Below are 16,528 nucleotides of genomic sequence, written 5' to 3' on the forward strand. Positions count from 1 at the left end.
CGGAGGCCCGGTGGAATCTGTGGTGGCGCCGGAGGCGGACCACGACGCACTGCTCGCGCAGGCCCTGGCGGACGTGCCGGTCGAGGACGGGGCGGCGTTCTCGGTGGCCGTACTCGCTGCGGAGTTCGGGCGGAGCGCGGTGTACGGGGCCGGGCGGTTCGAGACCGCGAGCATCGTGAAGGTGGACATTCTGGCCGCGCTGCTGCTCCAGGCGCAGGACGCGGGCCGTGGACTCACCGCCCAGGAGGATGCGTACGCCGCCACGATGATCCGCGACAGCGACAACACGGCCGCGACGGCGCTGTGGCGGAGCATCGGCCGGGCGGCGGGGCTGGACGCGGCGAACGAGCGGTTCGGTCTGACGGACACGGTGGGCGGCGAGGACCCGTACTGGGGCTTGACCCGCACCACGGCCGCCGACCAGCTCGTCCTGCTGCGGCAGGTGTTCGGGGACGACGACGAGTCGCAGCTGAGCGCGGCCTCTCGGGCGTATGCGCGCCGGCTGATGGGGCGGGTCGCGGCGGGCCAGGACTGGGGGGTGTCGGCTGCCGTACGGGACGGCTCCGCCGGCTCCTCGGGCTCGGGGTTCGCGCTGAAGAACGGGTGGCTGCCGCGTACGGCCACGGGGCTGTGGGTGATCAACAGCGTCGGCCGGGTCACGGTGGAGGGGCGGGACCGCCTGGTCGCGGTGGTGTCGCACGGCAACACGACGAAGGAGAAGGGCATCGCGCTGGTCGAGGCGGCGGCCAGGGCGGGGGTGTCGGTGTTCGTCAGATGAGGAACTCGTCCGGCCGCCGTCGGTCGCCGCGCCAGATGACGACCGCGATGGCGAGCAGGACGACACCGAGGCCGCCGGCGGCCGGTGCCGCCCAGCCGGAGGCGGTGTCCTCCTCCTTCACCGGGTCGGGGCCGGGGCCGAAGTACTCGCGGCCGTACGCCGCGGACGTGAGGTCGTCGGGCTTGAGCCTCCCGCCCTCCCTGATGGCGGCGGCCGGGTCCACGAAGCCGAAGCCCCGGGAGTCGTCGCGGCCGCCGACGGGGGCGTCGCGGGCGGTGTCCTCCAGGAGCCGTTTCACCTGGGCCGGTGTCAGGCCGGGGTGGGCCGCCTTGACGAGGGCGGCGGCGCCGGAGACGAAGGCGGCGGCGGCGCTGGTGCCCCAGCCCTCGTAGTACTTGCGGTCGGGGTCGGCGATGACGACGTCGACGCCGGGCGCGCTGACGGTGGCGTACCAGCGGCGGGTGGAGAACGGGGCGCGGTTGCCGTCCTCGTCGACGGCGGTCACGGCGATCACGCCCGGGTAGGCGGCCGGGTAGGAGACGTGGTCGCCCTTCTTGCCGCCGTTGCCGGCGGAGGCGACGATCACGGAGCCCTTCTTCAGGGCGTACTGGACGGCGGCGTCCTCGGAGGGCTCGGGGTGGGCGGACTCCGAGTCGTCGCCGAGGGAGAGGTTGATGACGTCGGCGCCCTGGTCGGCGGCCCAGCGGATGCCTTCGGCGAGGGCGTTGCCGCGGGTGCTGCGGGCCTTGGTGCGCGCGGAGTCACCGTCTTCGAGGATGACGCGGACGGGCAGGATCCGCGCCTCGGGGGCGATGCCGAGGACGCCGTCGCCGTTGTTCACGCCGTGGCCGTGACCGGCGATGATGCCGGCCATGGCGGTACCGTGCCGGGCCCAGGAGCGGTCGCCCCGCGACGCCCCGAAGCCGACCAGGTCCCTGGTCGGGAGGACGTTCCCGACGAGGTCGGGGTGTTCGTCGTCGACGCCCGTGTCGAGTACGGCGACGGTGATGCCCTCTCCCTTGGTCGTACGCCACGCCTCCTCGGTGTGCATCGCGTCGAGCGCCCACTGCTGGTCCCGGATGCCGTCGGCGTGGGCGGCGGTGGAGGGCAGGAGGGCCAGGGAGAAGGCGAGGGGCACGGCCAGGAGGGCGGTGCGCCAGGGGCGGCGGGGCCCGGCCGGTACGGGTACGGACGCGACGGGCTGGGCGGGCGCGGGGTCCTCCGGCGTGGCGACGGTCGCGGCCGGCGCCGGGTCGTCGATGGCTCCGGTGGCGGCGACGCCGCCGTCCTCGACGGTGCGCCCGGTCTGCTCGGCGGTCATGAAGGCTGCTCCGTGGCGGACGCGGCCGTTCTGCGGAGGCCGCGTTCGATGCGGTCGGCGAGGCCCTGCGCCTCGTGGCCGAGGCCGGCCTGGGCGGGGGCGGTGGTGGCGTCGGACCGCATCGCGTCGTCGGCGGGCTGCGGTTCGGTGACGGTGCGGCCGTCGGCGAAGCCGGAGACCGCGTAGACGACGACGGGGACGTCGGTGAGGACGGAGATGGTCCAGGAGGCCCGCTGGCCGTCGCCGAAGCCGGCGGCGACGGTGTCCTCGGCCGCGTACGGGCGCGGCATCAGGTCGGTGCGCCGGTCGAGGCCGTCCCGCGCGAAGCGGGCCTTGAGGGTGGCCATGCCGGTGGCGTCGGCCTTGGTGAACATCAGGCCGACGGTGGTGACGTTGCTGCGGGTCGCGTCGGTGTAGGTGGCGCGCAGCAGCCGCAGGCAGCCGACGGGGGCGAGGGCCTCGCGCAGCAGCGGGTCGAAGGCGTCGGCGCAGCCGCTGTCGGGGGCGACGGCGACCCGCGTCCAGGTGCGGTCGGTGCCTCCGGGGCCGGCGCCCTCGCCCCGCACGGTCGGCGGGAACAGTTCGTCGACGGGTACGCCGTGCCAGAGGGCGCCGGCCGCGGCGAAGCCGACGCGGGCGCCGTCCGGGCCGGTGTCGCCGGTGAGCCAACTGCCCGCCGCGGCGCCGCCGATCAGTCCGACGCCGAGCACCACGCACACGGCCACGGCCGCGGCGCGGGCGCCGGTGGGGCGCGGCCTGCGCCGTACGTCGTCCGGCTCGGACGAGGTCCACGACGAGGTGTCGGGCTCGGCGAAGGTCACGAACGGGCGCCCGGAGGTGCCGCTCAGCGCCTCGTCGATGGCGTCGGCGGACCGCCGGGAGGAGGCAGCCGGCGGTTGCCACGCCCCCGGACGGCCGGAATCCGCTGTCCTAGACCGCTGGGCGGCCTCGCCCCTGCCTTGCTCCGACGAAGGCCCGCGGAAGTCCTCCCCCGCGCGGGACAGGGAGTCACCGGGCCCCGTGGACACGCTCCCGCGCACCGTATGGGCGGACGGCGCCCCGTCGGGCCGCGGCGGAACACCACCGGAGGACTGCCCGGAGAGAGGGGACGCGGCACCGCCGGAAGCCTGTGCGGCGCGGCGGGGAGACGTACCGGCCGACGGCGGGCCGGCGGGCCGGGACGGAGAGCCACCGGGCTGCTGTCCCGTGGGGCCGGGCGGGAAGCCGCCGGGGTGCTGTCCCGTGGGCCCGGACGGGGAGCCGCCCGCGGGGTGAGCGGACGACGTGCCGACGGAGTTGCCCGGGCGGCGGGGCGGTGTGCCGCCCGGGTGCTGTCCCGTGGGGCGGGGTGGCGCCGCGTCCGAGGGGCGGGGCGTCGGGGTCGTGGGTTTCGCCATGTGCCCGGCCGGGCGGGGGGCGGAGGCGGGCGGGATGTCGGGGAAGCGGGCCGAGGCCGCGGGGGGCGGTGGGGTCGCTCCGCTCGTCGCGGCGGTCCTGCGGAAGTCCGAGAAGCGCGGGTGTTCGGCACGGCGCCGCGCGGGGCCGCCGTCCGGCGCGGAGCCCGGCGAGGGCTGCCGGCCGGGCAGGGGGCCGGAGCCCTGCGTACGTGAGGGCGTCGCGCCGCCCCGTTCTCCTGAACTCCGGTGCTCCCGGGTCGTCTTCGCGGAGTCGGAGCCGTGCGGGGGCCGGTGTCCGCCGCCCGTGTTCCCCCGCTGGTCGTCCCGGGGCGCGCCCTGTGCCGCGGAGGGCGCCGAGGACGGGCGGGGCGGAGCGGTGGGCCGTGCCGGGACCCCCGTCATGGGCGGTCGCTGCGGGCGCCGGGGCACGGCCGGCGCCTCCCCGGTCGACGGCGCCCATTCCGGCCGCGGCGGCGGGGCCGCGGAGGAACCGCGCGAGGGCCTCGTCCCTGACGCGCTCCCGCGCGGGGGCGGAGGTACAGGGGCGTTCTGGACGGGCGGGCGTCCCCCGTTCGCAGGTGCGTCGGAGTCGCTGTCGCGCGTGGGGCGTGCGCCGGGACGGCTTTCGAAGAAAGAGCGTGCGCCCGGCGCGCCACCGGTGGGTGGGCGTGTGCCGGAGGCGCCCTCGCCAATCGGGCGTCCGCCTCGCGGGATGTCGGCGGTGGGGGCGGAGTCGCGGCTGGACGGCGGCGTGTCGGTGGGGGGCACTGTGCTCTGGGGTGGGGTGTGCGGCGGCGCGGGGACGGACGGCGGTGTCGAGGGGCGCTTCGGTGGGCGTGGGGGGATGGAGGCGCGACGCGCTTCCGTACTCATGCACCCCCCGTTTCCTCGTGCCCGGGCCGACCCGGAACCGTCCGGGTCCCGGTCACCCGTGGGGGGCGACCGGCACGCATGCGACGGGACCGCTCCCTGGGCATGCGCCGCACCACGGGCCGACCGCACCCGTGGTCACACCACACGCAAGCCATACCCGTGGCAGCGGATCGGCATCCCCGTCGAGGTCGTCCCCTGCGTTCGCGTCACTCTACGGGTTGCCCGGGGTCGAGCGGGAACCAGTCGGCGGCACCGGGGCTTTAGCCCGGAACGTCCCCCTACCCTGCGGTAATCATGTCTGGCAGGCTTCGTTCATGACTGCGCGCGCCGCCGACCGGGCCCGCTACGACCGGGCCACCGCTCATCTCGACGCACCTCTGGCGATCGTCGACCTCGACGCCTTCGACGCGAACGCCGACGACCTCGTCCGCAGGGCCGGCGGCAAGCCGATCCGCGTCGCGAGCAAGTCCGTTCGCTGCCGGGCGCTGCTGGAGAGGGTCCTGGCCCGTGAGGGCTTCCAGGGCATCATGTCGTTCACCCTCGCCGAGTCCCTGTGGCTGGCCCGTTCCGGGTTCGACGACATCCTGCTCGCCTATCCCTCCGCCGACCAGGACGCCTTCGCGGAACTGGCGGGCGACCCCAAGCTCGCCGCCGCCGTCACGGTGATGGTCGACGACCCCGCCCACCTTCAGTTGATCGAGAACTCGCGGCGCGGCGGCACCGAAGTCGTGCGGGTCTGCCTGGAGTTGGACACCTCCCTGAAGCTCCTGGGCGGACGGGTGCGGATAGGGGCGCGGCGTTCGCCGCTGCACTCCCCCGAGCAGGTCGCCGAGGTGGCGCGGGCCGTGGCCGAGCGGCCGGGGTTCAAGCTGGTCGGGATCATGGCGTACGAAGGTCATATCGCCGGTGTGGGCGACTCGGTCGCCGGGCGGCCCTTCCGTTCGCGTGCGATACGGCTGATGCAGGCCACCGCGAAGAAGGAGCTGGCCGCCCGCCGGGCCGAGGTCGTCCGTGCCGTACGGCGGGTGGCACCGGACCTGGAGTTCGTCAACGGCGGCGGCACGGGCAGCGTGCAGCACACGGCGGCGGAGGACGCGGTCACCGAGATCGGCGCGGGGTCCGGGCTGTACGTGCCCCGGCTCTTCGACAACTACACGTCGTTCAGCGGGCGTCCGGCCGCGCTGTTCGCCATGCCCGTCGTCCGGCGCCCCGGGGTCGGCGTCGTCACCGTGCTCGGCGGCGGGTACCCGGCCTCCGGTGCCGCGGGGCCGGACCGGCTGCCGGTGCCGTATCTGCCGGAGGGGCTGAAGTACGACCCGCAGGAGGGGCCGGGCGAGGTGCAGACCCCGCTGCTCGGCGCCCCCGCGGACGATCTGCTGCTCGGCGACAAGGTGTGGTTCCGGCACGCCAAGGCCGGGGAGCTGTGCGAGCGGTTCGAGGTGCTGCACCTGGTGGAGGGCGACGAGGTGACGGCGACGGTCCCGACGTACCGGGGCGAGGGCCACACCTTCCTGTAGGACCCGGTGGTGCGCCCGGGCCCGCGATGTCATCACGGGCCCAGGCTGCTGCCCACTCCCCCGCCGCTCTTCTCGTCGCCGACCGCCCGGATGCCCCGGACGATCCGGTCGATGTCGCCGACCGGCGGGCCGTCGTCGCCCGCGTCCACGGCGATCCGGACGAGGACCGGCGCCTCGGAGCCGACGCTGGACGGGAAGACGAGGGACTGGACGTATCCGCCGGGTCCGGCGTCGGTGGTGACCCGCCAGCGCACGAAGTACCCGGCGCGCCCCGCGACGGCGACCGAGCCGGAGGCGACGACCTCGTGGCCGGTGATGCCGTCGTACGGGCGCCGGTCCAGGTCGTCGCGGTCGTACGCGTCGTTCGCGGCGTCCTCGATGTCGTTCTCGGCGAGGACCTTGGGGGACGTCTCGTCGCTCTGGGTGACGGTGCGCGAGTAGACCCAGCCGCTGCGGCAGAGGCCGTCGTCGCCGGGGCAGTCGTAGGTGCCGTCGGTGACGAGGACGGCGTCCTCGTCGGCGTCCGCGCCGTCGGTCCAGCCGTCGAGGACGGGGAAGGTGATGCCGTTGAGGTCGTCCACGACGACGGACGCGGTAGCGCCGGCCCCGGAGGGGGACGGCGAGGCGGCGGTCGGGGACGGGCTCTCCGCGCCGCCCGACGACGGGGCGGTGGGGGCCGTTCGTGTCTCCTGGCCCCCGTCGCCGTCGTCGCCCAGGACGAGGATGCCGCCGGTGACCGCGCCGGCCACCAGCACGGCCCCCGTCACGGCCAGCGCGACCGCCTTGGTGCGCCCGGGGCCCTTGGGCGGCCCGGGCCGGACCGGCGGCGGGACGGGCTGCTCCGGCTGGCGCCGGTGGTCGGTCCACGCGGACCCGTCCCACCAGCGTTCGGTGAGCGGGTAGGACGGGTCGCGGTACCAGCCGGGCGGCGGCGAACTGCTCATCCCGGCACTTTAATCACACCGGGCGCGATGGGTGTTCCCGGCGCGGGGTTCCTGAGGGCCTACAACGGGGTGACGTAGGCGCCCGAGATGCCACCGTCGACCAGGAAGTCGGTGGCGTTCACGAAGGACGAGTCGTCGCTTGCGAGGAAGGCCACCGCGGCGGCGATCTCCTCGGCCTCCGCGAACCTGCCGAGCGGGATGTGCACGAGACGGCGCGCGGCCCGCTCCGGGTCCTTGGCGAACAGCTCCTGCAGCAGCGGGGTGTTGACCGGGCCGGGGCACAGGGCGTTGACGCGGATGCCCTCCCGGGCGAACTGCACGCCCAGCTCGCGGGACATCGCCAGCACACCGCCCTTGGAGGCCGTGTAGGAGATCTGGGAGGTCGCCGCGCCCATCCGGGCCACGAAGGAGGCCGTGTTGATGATGGAGCCCCTGCCCTGGCGCCGCATGTAGGGGATGGCCGCCTTGCAGCACAGGTACACGGACGTCAGGTTGACCTCCTGGACCCGCTTCCACGCCTCCAGGCCGGTCTCCAGGATGGAGTCGTCGTCGGGCGGGGAGATCCCCGCGTTGTTGAACGCGATGTCGACGCTGCCGTAGGTGTCGTACGCGGTCTTGAACAGCGCCTCCACCTGCTCGGCGTCGGTGACGTCGACCTTCACGAAGATCCCGCCGACCTCCTCGGCGGCGGCCTTGCCGCGCGCCTCGTCGACGTCGCCGCAGACGACGTGGGCGCCCTCGGAGGCGAGGCGGCGGGCGGTGGCGAGGCCGATGCCGCTGCCGGCGCCGGTGATGACGGCGGTGCGGCCGACGAGTCGGCGGCAGATGGTGTCCTGGGGCTGGGTCACTGTGCGGGGCCCTCCGTGCTGATGAAGACGTTCTTGGTTTCGGTGAAGGCGGTCAGGGCGTCCGGGCCGAGCTCGCGGCCGATGCCGGACTGCTTGAAGCCGCCGAAGGGCGTCCAGTAGCGGACGCTGGAGTGGGAGTTGACGGACAGGTTGCCCGCGCGGACGGCCTGGGAGACGCGCAGGGCGCGGCCGACGTCCCGGGTCCAGATGGAGCCGGACAGGCCGTACGGGGTGTCGTTGGCGAGGCGGATCGCGTCGGCCTCGTCGTCGAAGGGGAGGACGACGGCGACCGGGCCGAAGACCTCCTCGGCGGCCACGCGCGCGTGCGGTTCGACACCGGTGAGGACGGTCGGCGGGAACCAGAAGCCGGGGCCCTCGGGCGCCTTGCCGCGGATGCCGGGGGCGTCCGGGTCGACGTAGGAGCGGACGCGGTCGAGTTGGACGGCGGAGATCAGCGGGCCCATCTGGGTGGTCTCGTCGGCCGGGTCGCCGACGCGGACCGACTCGATGCCGGGGGCGAGGAGGTCGAGGAAGCGGTCGTGGACGGAGCGTTGGACGAGGATGCGGGTGCGGGCGCAGCAGTCCTGGCCGGAGTTGTCGAGGAACGACATGGGGGCGGCGGCCGCCGCGGCTTCGAGGTCGGAGTCGGCGAAGACGATGTTGGGGCTCTTGCCGCCGAGTTCGAGGGTGACGCGCTTGAGGAGCGCCGAGCCCTTGGCCAGTACCTGTTTGCCGACGGTCGTGGAGCCGGTGAAGACGATCTTCGCGACGCCGGGGTGCTCGACGAGGGCGTTGCCCGTGACGGCGCCGTGTCCGGGCAGCACCTGGAAGAGGCCCTCGGGAAGTCCCGCCTCGCGCGCCAGCTCCGCGAGGCGCAGGGCGGTGAGCGGGGTGGTCTCGGCGGGCTTGAGGAGTACCGCGTTGCCGGCGGCGAGCGCGGGGGCGAGGCCCCATGCCGCGATGGGCATCGGGAAGTTCCAGGGGGCGATCACGCCGACCACGCCGAGGGGTTCGAGGATGGTGACGTCGAGGCCGCCGGGGACCGGGATCTGACGGCCGGTGAGCCGTTCGACGCCGCCGGCCGCGTAGTCGAGCAGGTCCCGGACGTTGCCGGCCTCCCAGCGGGCGTTGCCGAGGGTGTGCCCGGCCTCGCGGACCTCCAGGAGGGCCAGCTCCTCCAGGTGCTCGTCCACGGTGACGGCGAACCGGCGCAGCAGCCGGGCGCGGTCGGCGGGGGCCAGCGCGGCCCAGGCCCGCTGGGCCCTGGTCGCCAGGGAGACGGCCGCGTCGACGTCCGCCGGGGTGGCGGCGGGGACGGTGGCGACGACCTCTTCGGTGGCGGGGTTCAGAACCTGGAGCTGCTGCTCGTACTGCGGGGGCTGTCCGGACACGTGAGGGCCTTTCCGCGGGGCGTGGTTCACAGGCGTTCGAAGGAGCGGCGCAGCTCCCAGTCGGTGACGGCGGCGTCGAAGGCGGCCAGTTCGACCCGCGCCATGTTGAGGTAGTGGGCGACGACCTCGTCGCCGAAGGCTGCCTGGGCGATGGGGCTGTTGCCCCACAGCTCGGCGGCCTCGCGCAGGGTGGTCGGCACATGGGCGTAGTCGCCGGTGTAGGCGTTGCCCTCGCACACGTCCGGCAGTTCCAGCTTCTGTTCGATGCCGTACAGCCCGGCCGCTACGAGTCCGGCGACGGCGAGGTGCGGGTTGACGTCGCCGCCGGGGAGCCGGTTCTCGAACCGCATGGAGCGGCCGTGGCCGACGACCCGCAGGGCGCAGGTCCGGTTGTCGTGGCCCCAGGCGACGGCGGTGGGGGCGAAGGAGCCCGGCTGGAACCGCTTGTAGGAGTTGATGTTGGGCGCGTAGAGCAGCGAGAAGTCGCGGAGCGCGGCGAGCTGCCCGGCGAGGAAGTACCGCATGACCTGGGACATCCCCTGGCCGTCGGCCATCACGTTGGTGCCGTCGGCGTCCGCGAGGGACAGGTGGATGTGGCAGGAGTTGCCCTCGCGCTCGTTGTACTTGGCCATGAAGGTGAGGGAGACGCCCTCCTGGGAGGCGATCTCCTTGGCGCCGGTCTTGTAGACGGCGTGCTGGTCGCAGGTGACCAGGGCGTCGTCGTACTTGAAGGCGATCTCGTGCTGGCCGGGGTTGCACTCGCCCTTGGCGGACTCGACGGTCAGCCCGGCTGCCGCCATCTCGTTGCGGATCCTCCTGAGGAGGGGCTCGATACGGCCGGTGCCGAGGACCGAGTAGTCGATGTTGTACTGGTTGGCCGGGGTGAGGCCCTTGTACCCGGCGTCCCACGCCTGTTCGTAGGTGTCCTTGAAGACGATGAACTCGAGCTCCGTGCCGACCTTGGCGGTGTAGCCCAGTTCGGCGAGGCGCTCGAGCTGGCGGCGGAGGATCTGGCGGGGGGCGGCGACGACGGGTGAGCCGTCGTTCCAGGCGAGGTCGGCGATCAGCATGGCCGTGCCCTCGTTCCAGGGCACCCGGCGCAGGGTGGACAGGTCCGGGTGCATGGCGAAGTCGCCGTAGCCCCGGTCCCAGGAGGACATGGCGTAGCCGTCGACGGTGTTCATCTCGGTGTCGACGGCGAGGAGGTAGTTGCAGCCCTCGGTGCCGTGGGAGAGGACCTCGTCGAGGAAGAAGCGGGCGGCGAACCGCTTGCCCTGGAGTCGCCCTTGCATGTCGGGGAAGGCCAGGACGACAGTGTCGATCTCGCCGCCGGCGACGAGGGCGTGCAGTTCCTCGACGGAGAGCGGGGGTGTGCGGTCTGCCACGGGGATGCCTCCTTGGGCTTTCTTCGGTCGCTGCGCACTTCTGCTCGTACTGCTTCGTACCGCGCGCTTCATCCGCCGGACCGGGAGTCATAAGGTATTGCCGAGAACCATTGCTTGGGAAGGGGGCACGGCCATATGTCGGTGGAACCTGACGGCGGGCCGGAGGACCGGCTGACCCCGGTGCTGCGGCCGGTGCGGGCGGGCAACGGCTTCGAGGAGGCGCTGGAGCAGATCCTCCAGGTCGTCCGGCTGGGCCTGGTGCCCGGCGGGGAGCGGCTGCCCGCGGAGCGCGAGCTGGCGGAACGGCTCGGCATCAGCCGGGTGACGCTGCGCGAGGTGCTGAAGGTCCTCCAGGACCAGGGTCTGGTGGAGGCGCGGCGCGGGCGGTACGGCGGAACGTTCGTGCTGCCGCGCGCCGACGCGGGCGGCGAGGACGAGCTGCGCCGCCGGATCGCCGAGGTCGACATCGAGGACGTGCTGCGGTTCCGGGAGGTGCTGGAGGTGGGCGCGGCGGGCCTGTGCGCGGCACACGGCCTGGACGACGAGCAGGCGGCCCGGCTGCGGGAGGCGCTGTCGCGCACGCACGAGGCGCCACTGGCCGAGTACCGGCGCCAGGACACCCTGTTCCACCTCACCCTGGCGGAGCTGTGCGGTTCCCCCTCGCTCACCGCCCAGTACGCGGCCGTACGGGCTTCCGTCAACGATCTCCTCGACTGCATCCCGCTGCTCGTGCGCAATCTGGAGCACTCACAGCGCCAGCATGTCGCGCTCGTCGACGCGGTACTCGACGGAGATGCGGACGGAGCCCGCGAGATCATGCGGGAGCACTGCTCGGGCACGGCGGCGCTGCTGCGGGGGTTCCTGACGTGAGGGCGGCGGTGCGGACTACGGTGACGGCCGTACGGTCGCGGTGGACCTTGCCGTCACCGGCCCTGTAAAGGTATGAACGTGCTCCATTGAGCACCAGGGAGTACGAGGGAGCGCGCGTGACCAGGCCGCTGATCGGTGTGAGTACGTATCTGGAGTCGGGGGCGCGCTGGGGCGTGTGGGAGATGGAGGCGGCGCTGCTGCCGGTCGGGTACCCCCGGCTCGTGCAGGCGGCGGGCGGACTCGCCGCGATGCTCCCGCCGGACGACCCGGCGCACGCGGCGGCCACCGTGGCGCGCCTCGACGCCCTGGTGATCGCGGGCGGCCCGGACGTCGACCCCGCCCACTACGGTGCCGAGCGCTCGCCGCGCACCGGGCCCCCCGCGCCGGCGCGGGACGCCTGGGAGCTGGCGCTGATCCGTGCGGCGCTGGAGGCGGGGACGCCGCTGCTCGGCATCTGCCGGGGGATGCAGCTGCTGAACGTGGCGCTCGGCGGCACGCTCGTCCAGCACATCGACGGGCATGTGGCCGAGGTGGGGGTCTTCGGCCGTCACTCGGTCAAGCCGGTGCCGGGGACCCGTTACGCGGAGATCGCGCCCGAGGAGGCCGACGTGCCGACGTACCACCACCAGGCGGTGGACCGCCTCGGGCCGGGCCTCGTGGCGTCCGCCTTCGCCACGGACGACGGCACGGTGGAGGCGATCGAACTACCCGCCCCCGCATGGGTCCTGGGCGTCCAGTGGCACCCCGAGATGGGCGAGGACCTGGGAGTGATGCGAGCGCTCGTAGGAGCGGCCTCCTGACGGCGAGCGGCCTCTTCACGGCGAGCGGCCGCCGAGGGGGTGGGGCGCCGAGGGGCCGGGGCGCCGGAGGGGCCGGGGCGCCGGAGGGGCCGGGCGCCTGAGGGGCTGGATGTCCCAGGGCGAAGCCCGGGGCGTCCAGGGGCGCGGGGAACTCCTCGCGCCCCTGAAATGCCGGGCTGCGCCCCGGCATTTCAGCCGTCAGTCGGCGGCCGCCGGGCCGCCGCGGGTCAGACCCAACAGGTCCCGCGCCGGGCCCGCCGGCCGGTGTCCCGTCGGCCAGACCGCTCGCAGCGCGCGACGCAGGCGGACCCCGTCGACGGGGATCCGGACGAGCCGGCGGGCGGACAGCTCCTCCCCCAGTGCCAGCTCGCTGAGCACGGCCGGCCCGGCCCCGCTGAGCGCGGACGACTTGACGGCCGTGGTCGAGGACAGCTCGATCAGCGGCCGGGCGAGCCCACCCAGCGCCGACTCCAGCACCTGCCGCGTCCCGGACCCCTTCTCCCGCAGGATCAGCGGCGTCGACGCCAGCTCCGCCGCGTCCAGCGGCCGGCGCCGACGCGCCCACGGATGCCCCGGCGCCGTCACGACGATCAGATGGTCGTGCGCTATCACGACCGCGTCGAGCCCGGCCGGCACCGTCGGCCCCTCCACGAACCCCAGGTCCGCCTCGTCGGCCAGCAACCGCTCCGCGACGATCGTGGAGTTCCCCGCGAGCAGGGACACCGCCGTGTCCGGACGCTCGGCGCGCAGGGCGATCAGCCATCCCGGCAGCAGATACTCCGCGATGGTCATGCTCGCGGCGACCCGGAGCCGCGAATCCCGGCGGTCCCGCAGGGCCTGCGCGCCCACGTCGAAGGCCTCGGCCGCCTCCACGATCCGCCGGGCCCAGTCCGTGACCAGTGCCCCCGCGTCGGTGAGCCGGGAGCCGCGCGGCGAGCGGTCGACCAGGGCCACGCCGAGCTGCCGCTCCATCGACCGGATCCGGCTGCTCGCGGCGGGCTGGGTGATCCCCAGCTCGCGCGCCGCCCGCCCGAGCGAGCCCAGCCGTGCGACGGCCAGCAGCAGTTCGAGGGCCCCCAGATCCGGCACCCGATGGGCCAGCCCGCCCCGCGGCTCCTCCAGCTCACTCATAACGCCAGCTTATGTCCCCATACACACGGACTCCCTGGTGGCCCCGGCAGGGCGGCGAGACGCTCGCCTCATGGTCACCCCAGTCCGCCGCGTCCTTCCGTCCCCGCCGGCCACCCCGGCTCGCCCCACGGACGCCCCCTCCTCCACCACCGGCCCCGCAGGCCCACCCCTCACCGCCACCGGCCCCACCGCCACCGACCCCGCCTCCTCCGCGCCCCGCTCCCCCGCCGTCCGGGCCGACCCCCTCCGCCACCTCGGCCCCCAGTGGTACGCCCCGGTCATGGGCACCGCGATCGTCGCCACCGCGGGTGCCGGGCTCCCCGGCGATCCGCCGGGCGTACGGACGGTCTGCGCGGCGGTCTGGGCCCTCGCGCTGCTCGCCCTCGTCGCCGTGCTCGGCGCCCGCGCCCTGCACCGGCGCCGTCACGCCGACCAGGTCCGGGCCCATCTGCTCGACCCCGACGTGGCCCCCTTCTACGGCTGCCTCTCCATGGCCCTGCTCGCCGTGGGCGGCGGCGCCCTGGTCGTCGGCCGGGACTGGATCGGCGTACGGGCGGCCGTCGCGCTGGACGCCGTGCTCTTCGGGACCGGCACGCTCGTCGGGGTCGGCGCGGCGGTCGTCGTGCCGTATCTCCTGATCGTCCGGCACCGGGTGGAGCCCGGCCGGGTCACCCCCGTGCTGCTGCTCCCCCTCGTCGCGCCGATGGTGTCCGCAGCGCTCGGCCCGCTGCTCGTCCCCCACCTGCCGCCCGGTCAGCCCCGGCAGACCCTGCTCGCCGGCTGTCTCGCGCTGTTCGGGCTGAGCCTGCTGGCCACGCTGCTCGTGCTGCCGCCGGTCGTCGCACGGCTGGTCACGGCTGGTCCGTTGCCGCTCACCCCGACCCCGAGTCTGTTCCTGGTGCTGGGGCCGCTCGGCCAGTCGACCACCGCGGCCGGCCATCTCGCCGACGCGGCGCCCACCGCCCTGTCGGCGCCGACGCCGTACGCGCCCGCCCTCGCGGTCCTGTACGGGGTGCCGGTGATGGGCTTCGCGCTGCTCTGGCTCGCCCTGGCCGGGGCGCTGGCCGTGCGGGCGCGGCGCCGGGGCATGGCGTTCTCGATGGCGTGGTGGGCGTTCACCTTCCCCGTGGGCACGTGTGTGACGGGCGCGGAGGGCCTGGCCCGGCACACGGGGCTCGTCGCCTTCGACGTCCTCGCCGTCACGCTGTACGGGCTGCTGCTGGCGGCCTGGGCGACGGCCGCCGTCGGCACCGTGCGGGGGCTGGTCAGCGGAGAGCTGCTCGCAGGGCCGCGCCGAGCACCCGCGGAGCCTCGGCCAGCGACGGCCCGTACCAGGTGAGATGGCGGCCGCTCAGCAGCGCGCAGGGCAGTCCGGGGAACGCCTCTGGGCCGTCGTCGGCGGTGAAGCGGTACGGCTCGTCGGGGAGGACCACGACATCGGGGGCGGCGGCGCGCAGCTCCTCGACGGGCACCTTCGGATAGCGCTCGGGATGTCCGTCGTACAGGTGGTCCACGCCGAGCCGGGCGAGGACGTCACCGGCGAAGGTGTCCCGGCCGAGCACCATCCAGGGCCGTCGCCAGATGGGCACCACCGCGGTCGTCCGGCGGCCGGGGTCCGGCAGCCGGTCCCATGCCGACTCGGCCGCGTCGAGCCAGCCGGGACGGGACCGGGCGCCGCAGGCGGACAGGACGCGGTCCAGTTCGGTGAAGGCCCCGGGGACGTCCCGCACCTCGGTGACGAGGACCTCGGCGCCCGCCTCCCGCAGGGCGGTCAGGTCGACGGCGCGGTTCTCCTCCTCGTTGGCGACGACCAGGTCGGGGGTGAGCCGCAGGATCGCCTCGATCCTCGGGTTCTTGGTGCCTCCGATCCGTACGACGTCGAGATCACCCGGGTGGTCGCACCAGTCGGTCGCGCCGACCAGCGCGCCGGGGAGCGTGACCGCGACGGCCTCGGTCAGGGACGGGACGAGGGAGACGACACGCCGCACGGCGTCACGTCCCCCGCCGGTGCCGGTCCTCGAGGGCCTCGATGTGGTCGGCGACGGCCACCACGACGACCCGGGTGTCGGGGACGGTGGCCCGCCAGCGGTGCCGTACGCCACCGGACATGTACAACGTGTCGCCGCGTCCCAGCCGGTGGGCGCGGCCCTCGGCCTCGACCTCGACGGCGCCCTCGACGACGTACATCAGCTCGTCGTTGCGGTGCTGGACCTCGCGGCCCTCGTCGTGGTCGCCGGTGAACTCCATCGCGTGCAACTGGTGGTGCCCACGCACCAGGGAGCGCGAGCGGGAGACGGGGGGCGTGAGGGAGTCGTCCTCGGCGCGTACGACATCAACGCTGCACGCCGGGTCGGCCGCGGCGAGCAGCTCGACGGCCGTGGTGCCGAGGGCGTCGGCGATGCGCTCCAGGGAGGGCTTGCTGGGGCGGGCCCGCTCGTTCTCGACCTGGCTGAGGAAGGGAACCGACAGGCCGCTGCGTTCGGCCACGGCCGAGAGCGTGAGCTCCAGTGCCCGGCGCCGCCGCCGGACGGCCGCGCCCACCCGCAGGGGCTGCTCTTTGTGGTCGCCCATAGCTCCGGCTCCCTCCTTCGCTCGTCGCTCTTGTCCGGGGTCTTCGTTCGAAGGCCGGATCGAGGGCGCCTACGGCTCCGAGTACGGATGGTCGACGGCCCGGCACTCATCCGGTGCGGTTCTCCTGATGAGTTCTCTGCACCCTACGCATGTTCGGCAAACCGTTTCACGCGCCCGTCACAACCCCGTAAACCCGGCGGGGTGCCATGCTCACAGTTCACGCCAGTGCGGGAGGCCCTCCGAGCGCCCCGCCGGGCGCCCGGCGTGATCCCTTCGGCACACCCGGTCACCGGTCCGGGTGGTTCGTCGGACCGCGGTGGACGCTGGTTCGCGCCCGAGTGCCGCTATCGGCCGGGGAGTTGGGGCCCGGCCCGGCGGCGCACCGTGCAGCGGTTGTCCGGATCTTTCCCGTACGCCAGTACGTGACCGCCCCACCCGTTCGGCACGGGTGCGGGGCGATCACGTCCGGTGGCCATCGGCTACGGGTCCCGGCGACCGGGGCGAGCCTGTCGGCGATCCCCGGCTTCTTCTTCAGCCAGGTCCTGACGCCCTCCTCCTGGCGCCCCCTGCCGGGGTCCTCGACGGCGCCCTCCAGGGCGGTGAGCTGCGCCTCGGTGAGCTTGAAGTCCTTGAGCCTTCTTCGCTTACGCGCGGTCCAACTGGGCCGGGATCATGGAGGTGTTGGACTTGACCAGCCGGTAC

General features: G+C 74.4%; 14 protein-coding genes. 5 read left to right on the forward strand and 9 right to left on the reverse strand.

The genetic code is table 11. The annotated features are described in order from the left end of the window. Positions 1-10: 10 nt before the first annotated feature. Positions 11-778: a serine hydrolase gene (locus ACZ4Z2_RS17720; RefSeq protein WP_468076938.1), complete on the forward strand. Its 768-nt coding sequence runs from the start codon at positions 11-13 to the stop codon at positions 776-778. Here the strand turns inward: ACZ4Z2_RS17720 and mycP are convergent. Further along, on the reverse strand, positions 771-2,099 hold the full coding sequence (gene mycP / locus ACZ4Z2_RS17725) for a type VII secretion-associated serine protease mycosin (protein WP_468076940.1): 1,329 nt from the start codon (positions 2,097-2,099) through the stop codon (positions 771-773). The two genes, ACZ4Z2_RS17720 and mycP, sit on opposite strands and share 8 nt — an antisense overlap. Continuing rightward, positions 2,096-2,920, reverse strand: coding sequence for a hypothetical protein (locus ACZ4Z2_RS17730; RefSeq protein WP_468076942.1), 825 nt, complete (start codon positions 2,918-2,920; stop codon positions 2,096-2,098). The genes mycP and ACZ4Z2_RS17730 overlap by 4 nt, the downstream gene beginning before the upstream one ends. A 1,763-nt stretch (positions 2,921-4,683) precedes the next feature. Here ACZ4Z2_RS17730 and ACZ4Z2_RS17735 point away from each other — a divergent pair. Then, positions 4,684-5,886 carry an amino acid deaminase/aldolase gene (locus ACZ4Z2_RS17735; protein ID WP_468076943.1) on the forward strand — a complete coding sequence of 401 codons (1,203 nt, stop codon included), beginning with the start codon at positions 4,684-4,686 and terminating at the stop codon, positions 5,884-5,886. 32 nt (positions 5,887-5,918) lie between these two features. Here ACZ4Z2_RS17735 and ACZ4Z2_RS17740 read toward each other — a convergent pair whose 3' ends face one another. From ACZ4Z2_RS17740 to ACZ4Z2_RS17755, 4 genes are read right to left on the reverse strand one after another with little or no spacing between them, the layout of a single operon-like run. After that, a complete protein-coding gene (locus ACZ4Z2_RS17740; RefSeq protein ID WP_468076945.1) occupies positions 5,919-6,830 on the reverse strand; it encodes a DUF2510 domain-containing protein in 912 nt (303 codons plus the stop codon). Between the two features lie 59 nt (positions 6,831-6,889). Then, positions 6,890-7,678 (reverse strand): 3-oxoacyl-ACP reductase, encoded by a 789-nt coding sequence (locus ACZ4Z2_RS17745; protein ID WP_468076947.1) that lies wholly within the window; start codon positions 7,676-7,678, stop codon positions 6,890-6,892. Next, a complete protein-coding gene (locus tag ACZ4Z2_RS17750) occupies positions 7,675-9,069 on the reverse strand; it encodes an aldehyde dehydrogenase family protein (RefSeq protein ID WP_468076948.1) in 1,395 nt (464 codons plus the stop codon). Before ACZ4Z2_RS17750 ends, ACZ4Z2_RS17745 begins: the two co-directional genes overlap by 4 nt. 26 nt (positions 9,070-9,095) lie before the next feature. Next, positions 9,096-10,454 (reverse strand): glutamine synthetase family protein, encoded by a 1,359-nt coding sequence (locus ACZ4Z2_RS17755; protein WP_468076950.1) that lies wholly within the window; start codon positions 10,452-10,454, stop codon positions 9,096-9,098. A gap of 135 nt (positions 10,455-10,589) precedes the next feature. On the opposite strand from ACZ4Z2_RS17755, the gene ACZ4Z2_RS17760 reads away from it, so the two are divergent. Both ACZ4Z2_RS17760 and ACZ4Z2_RS17765 read left to right on the forward strand, forming a co-directional pair. Continuing rightward, positions 10,590-11,324, forward strand: coding sequence for a FadR/GntR family transcriptional regulator (locus ACZ4Z2_RS17760; protein WP_468076952.1), 735 nt, complete (start codon positions 10,590-10,592; stop codon positions 11,322-11,324). A gap of 116 nt (positions 11,325-11,440) precedes the next feature. Beyond that, positions 11,441-12,124, forward strand: a complete 684-nt coding sequence (locus ACZ4Z2_RS17765; RefSeq protein WP_468076954.1) for a gamma-glutamyl-gamma-aminobutyrate hydrolase family protein — start codon at positions 11,441-11,443, stop codon at positions 12,122-12,124. Between the two features lie 198 nt (positions 12,125-12,322). Here the strand turns inward: ACZ4Z2_RS17765 and ACZ4Z2_RS17770 are convergent, their stop codons facing one another. After that, entirely contained in the window at positions 12,323-13,255 is a 933-nt protein-coding gene (locus tag ACZ4Z2_RS17770) for a LysR family transcriptional regulator (RefSeq protein ID WP_468076956.1), read from the reverse strand. A 70-nt stretch (positions 13,256-13,325) separates the two neighbouring features. On the opposite strand from ACZ4Z2_RS17770, the gene ACZ4Z2_RS17775 reads away from it, so the two are divergent. Beyond that, a complete protein-coding gene (locus tag ACZ4Z2_RS17775) occupies positions 13,326-14,594 on the forward strand; it encodes a TDT family transporter (RefSeq protein ID WP_468076958.1) in 1,269 nt (422 codons plus the stop codon). Here ACZ4Z2_RS17775 and ACZ4Z2_RS17780 read toward each other — a convergent pair. Together ACZ4Z2_RS17780 and ACZ4Z2_RS17785 are read right to left on the reverse strand one after the other, a co-directional pair. Beyond that, a complete protein-coding gene (locus ACZ4Z2_RS17780) occupies positions 14,521-15,243 on the reverse strand; it encodes a helical backbone metal receptor (RefSeq protein WP_468076960.1) in 723 nt (240 codons plus the stop codon). The two genes, ACZ4Z2_RS17775 and ACZ4Z2_RS17780, sit on opposite strands and share 74 nt — an antisense overlap. Positions 15,244-15,247: 4 nt before the next feature. Further along, positions 15,248-15,826 (reverse strand): helix-turn-helix domain-containing protein, encoded by a 579-nt coding sequence (locus ACZ4Z2_RS17785; RefSeq protein WP_468076962.1) that lies wholly within the window; start codon positions 15,824-15,826, stop codon positions 15,248-15,250. Positions 15,827-16,528 lie beyond the last annotated feature (702 nt).

This window comes from Streptomyces sp. NPDC030183 (assembly GCF_055573455.1).

What these genes read in the sequence shown, in the direction of transcription:
- mycP (WP_468076940.1), bottom strand. Translation starts at nt 2,099, where the DNA reads ATGACCGCCGAGCAGACCGGGCGCACCGTCGAGGACGGCGGCGTCGCC.
- ACZ4Z2_RS17735 (WP_468076943.1), top strand. Translation starts at nt 4,684, where the DNA reads ATGACTGCGCGCGCCGCCGACCGGGCCCGCTACGACCGGGCCACCGCT.
- ACZ4Z2_RS17740 (WP_468076945.1), bottom strand. Translation starts at nt 6,830, where the DNA reads ATGAGCAGTTCGCCGCCGCCCGGCTGGTACCGCGACCCGTCCTACCCG.
- ACZ4Z2_RS17760 (WP_468076952.1), top strand. Translation starts at nt 10,590, where the DNA reads ATGTCGGTGGAACCTGACGGCGGGCCGGAGGACCGGCTGACCCCGGTG.
- ACZ4Z2_RS17770 (WP_468076956.1), bottom strand. Translation starts at nt 13,255, where the DNA reads ATGAGTGAGCTGGAGGAGCCGCGGGGCGGGCTGGCCCATCGGGTGCCG.
- ACZ4Z2_RS17775 (WP_468076958.1), top strand. Translation starts at nt 13,326, where the DNA reads ATGGTCACCCCAGTCCGCCGCGTCCTTCCGTCCCCGCCGGCCACCCCG.
- ACZ4Z2_RS17785 (WP_468076962.1), bottom strand. Translation starts at nt 15,826, where the DNA reads ATGGGCGACCACAAAGAGCAGCCCCTGCGGGTGGGCGCGGCCGTCCGG.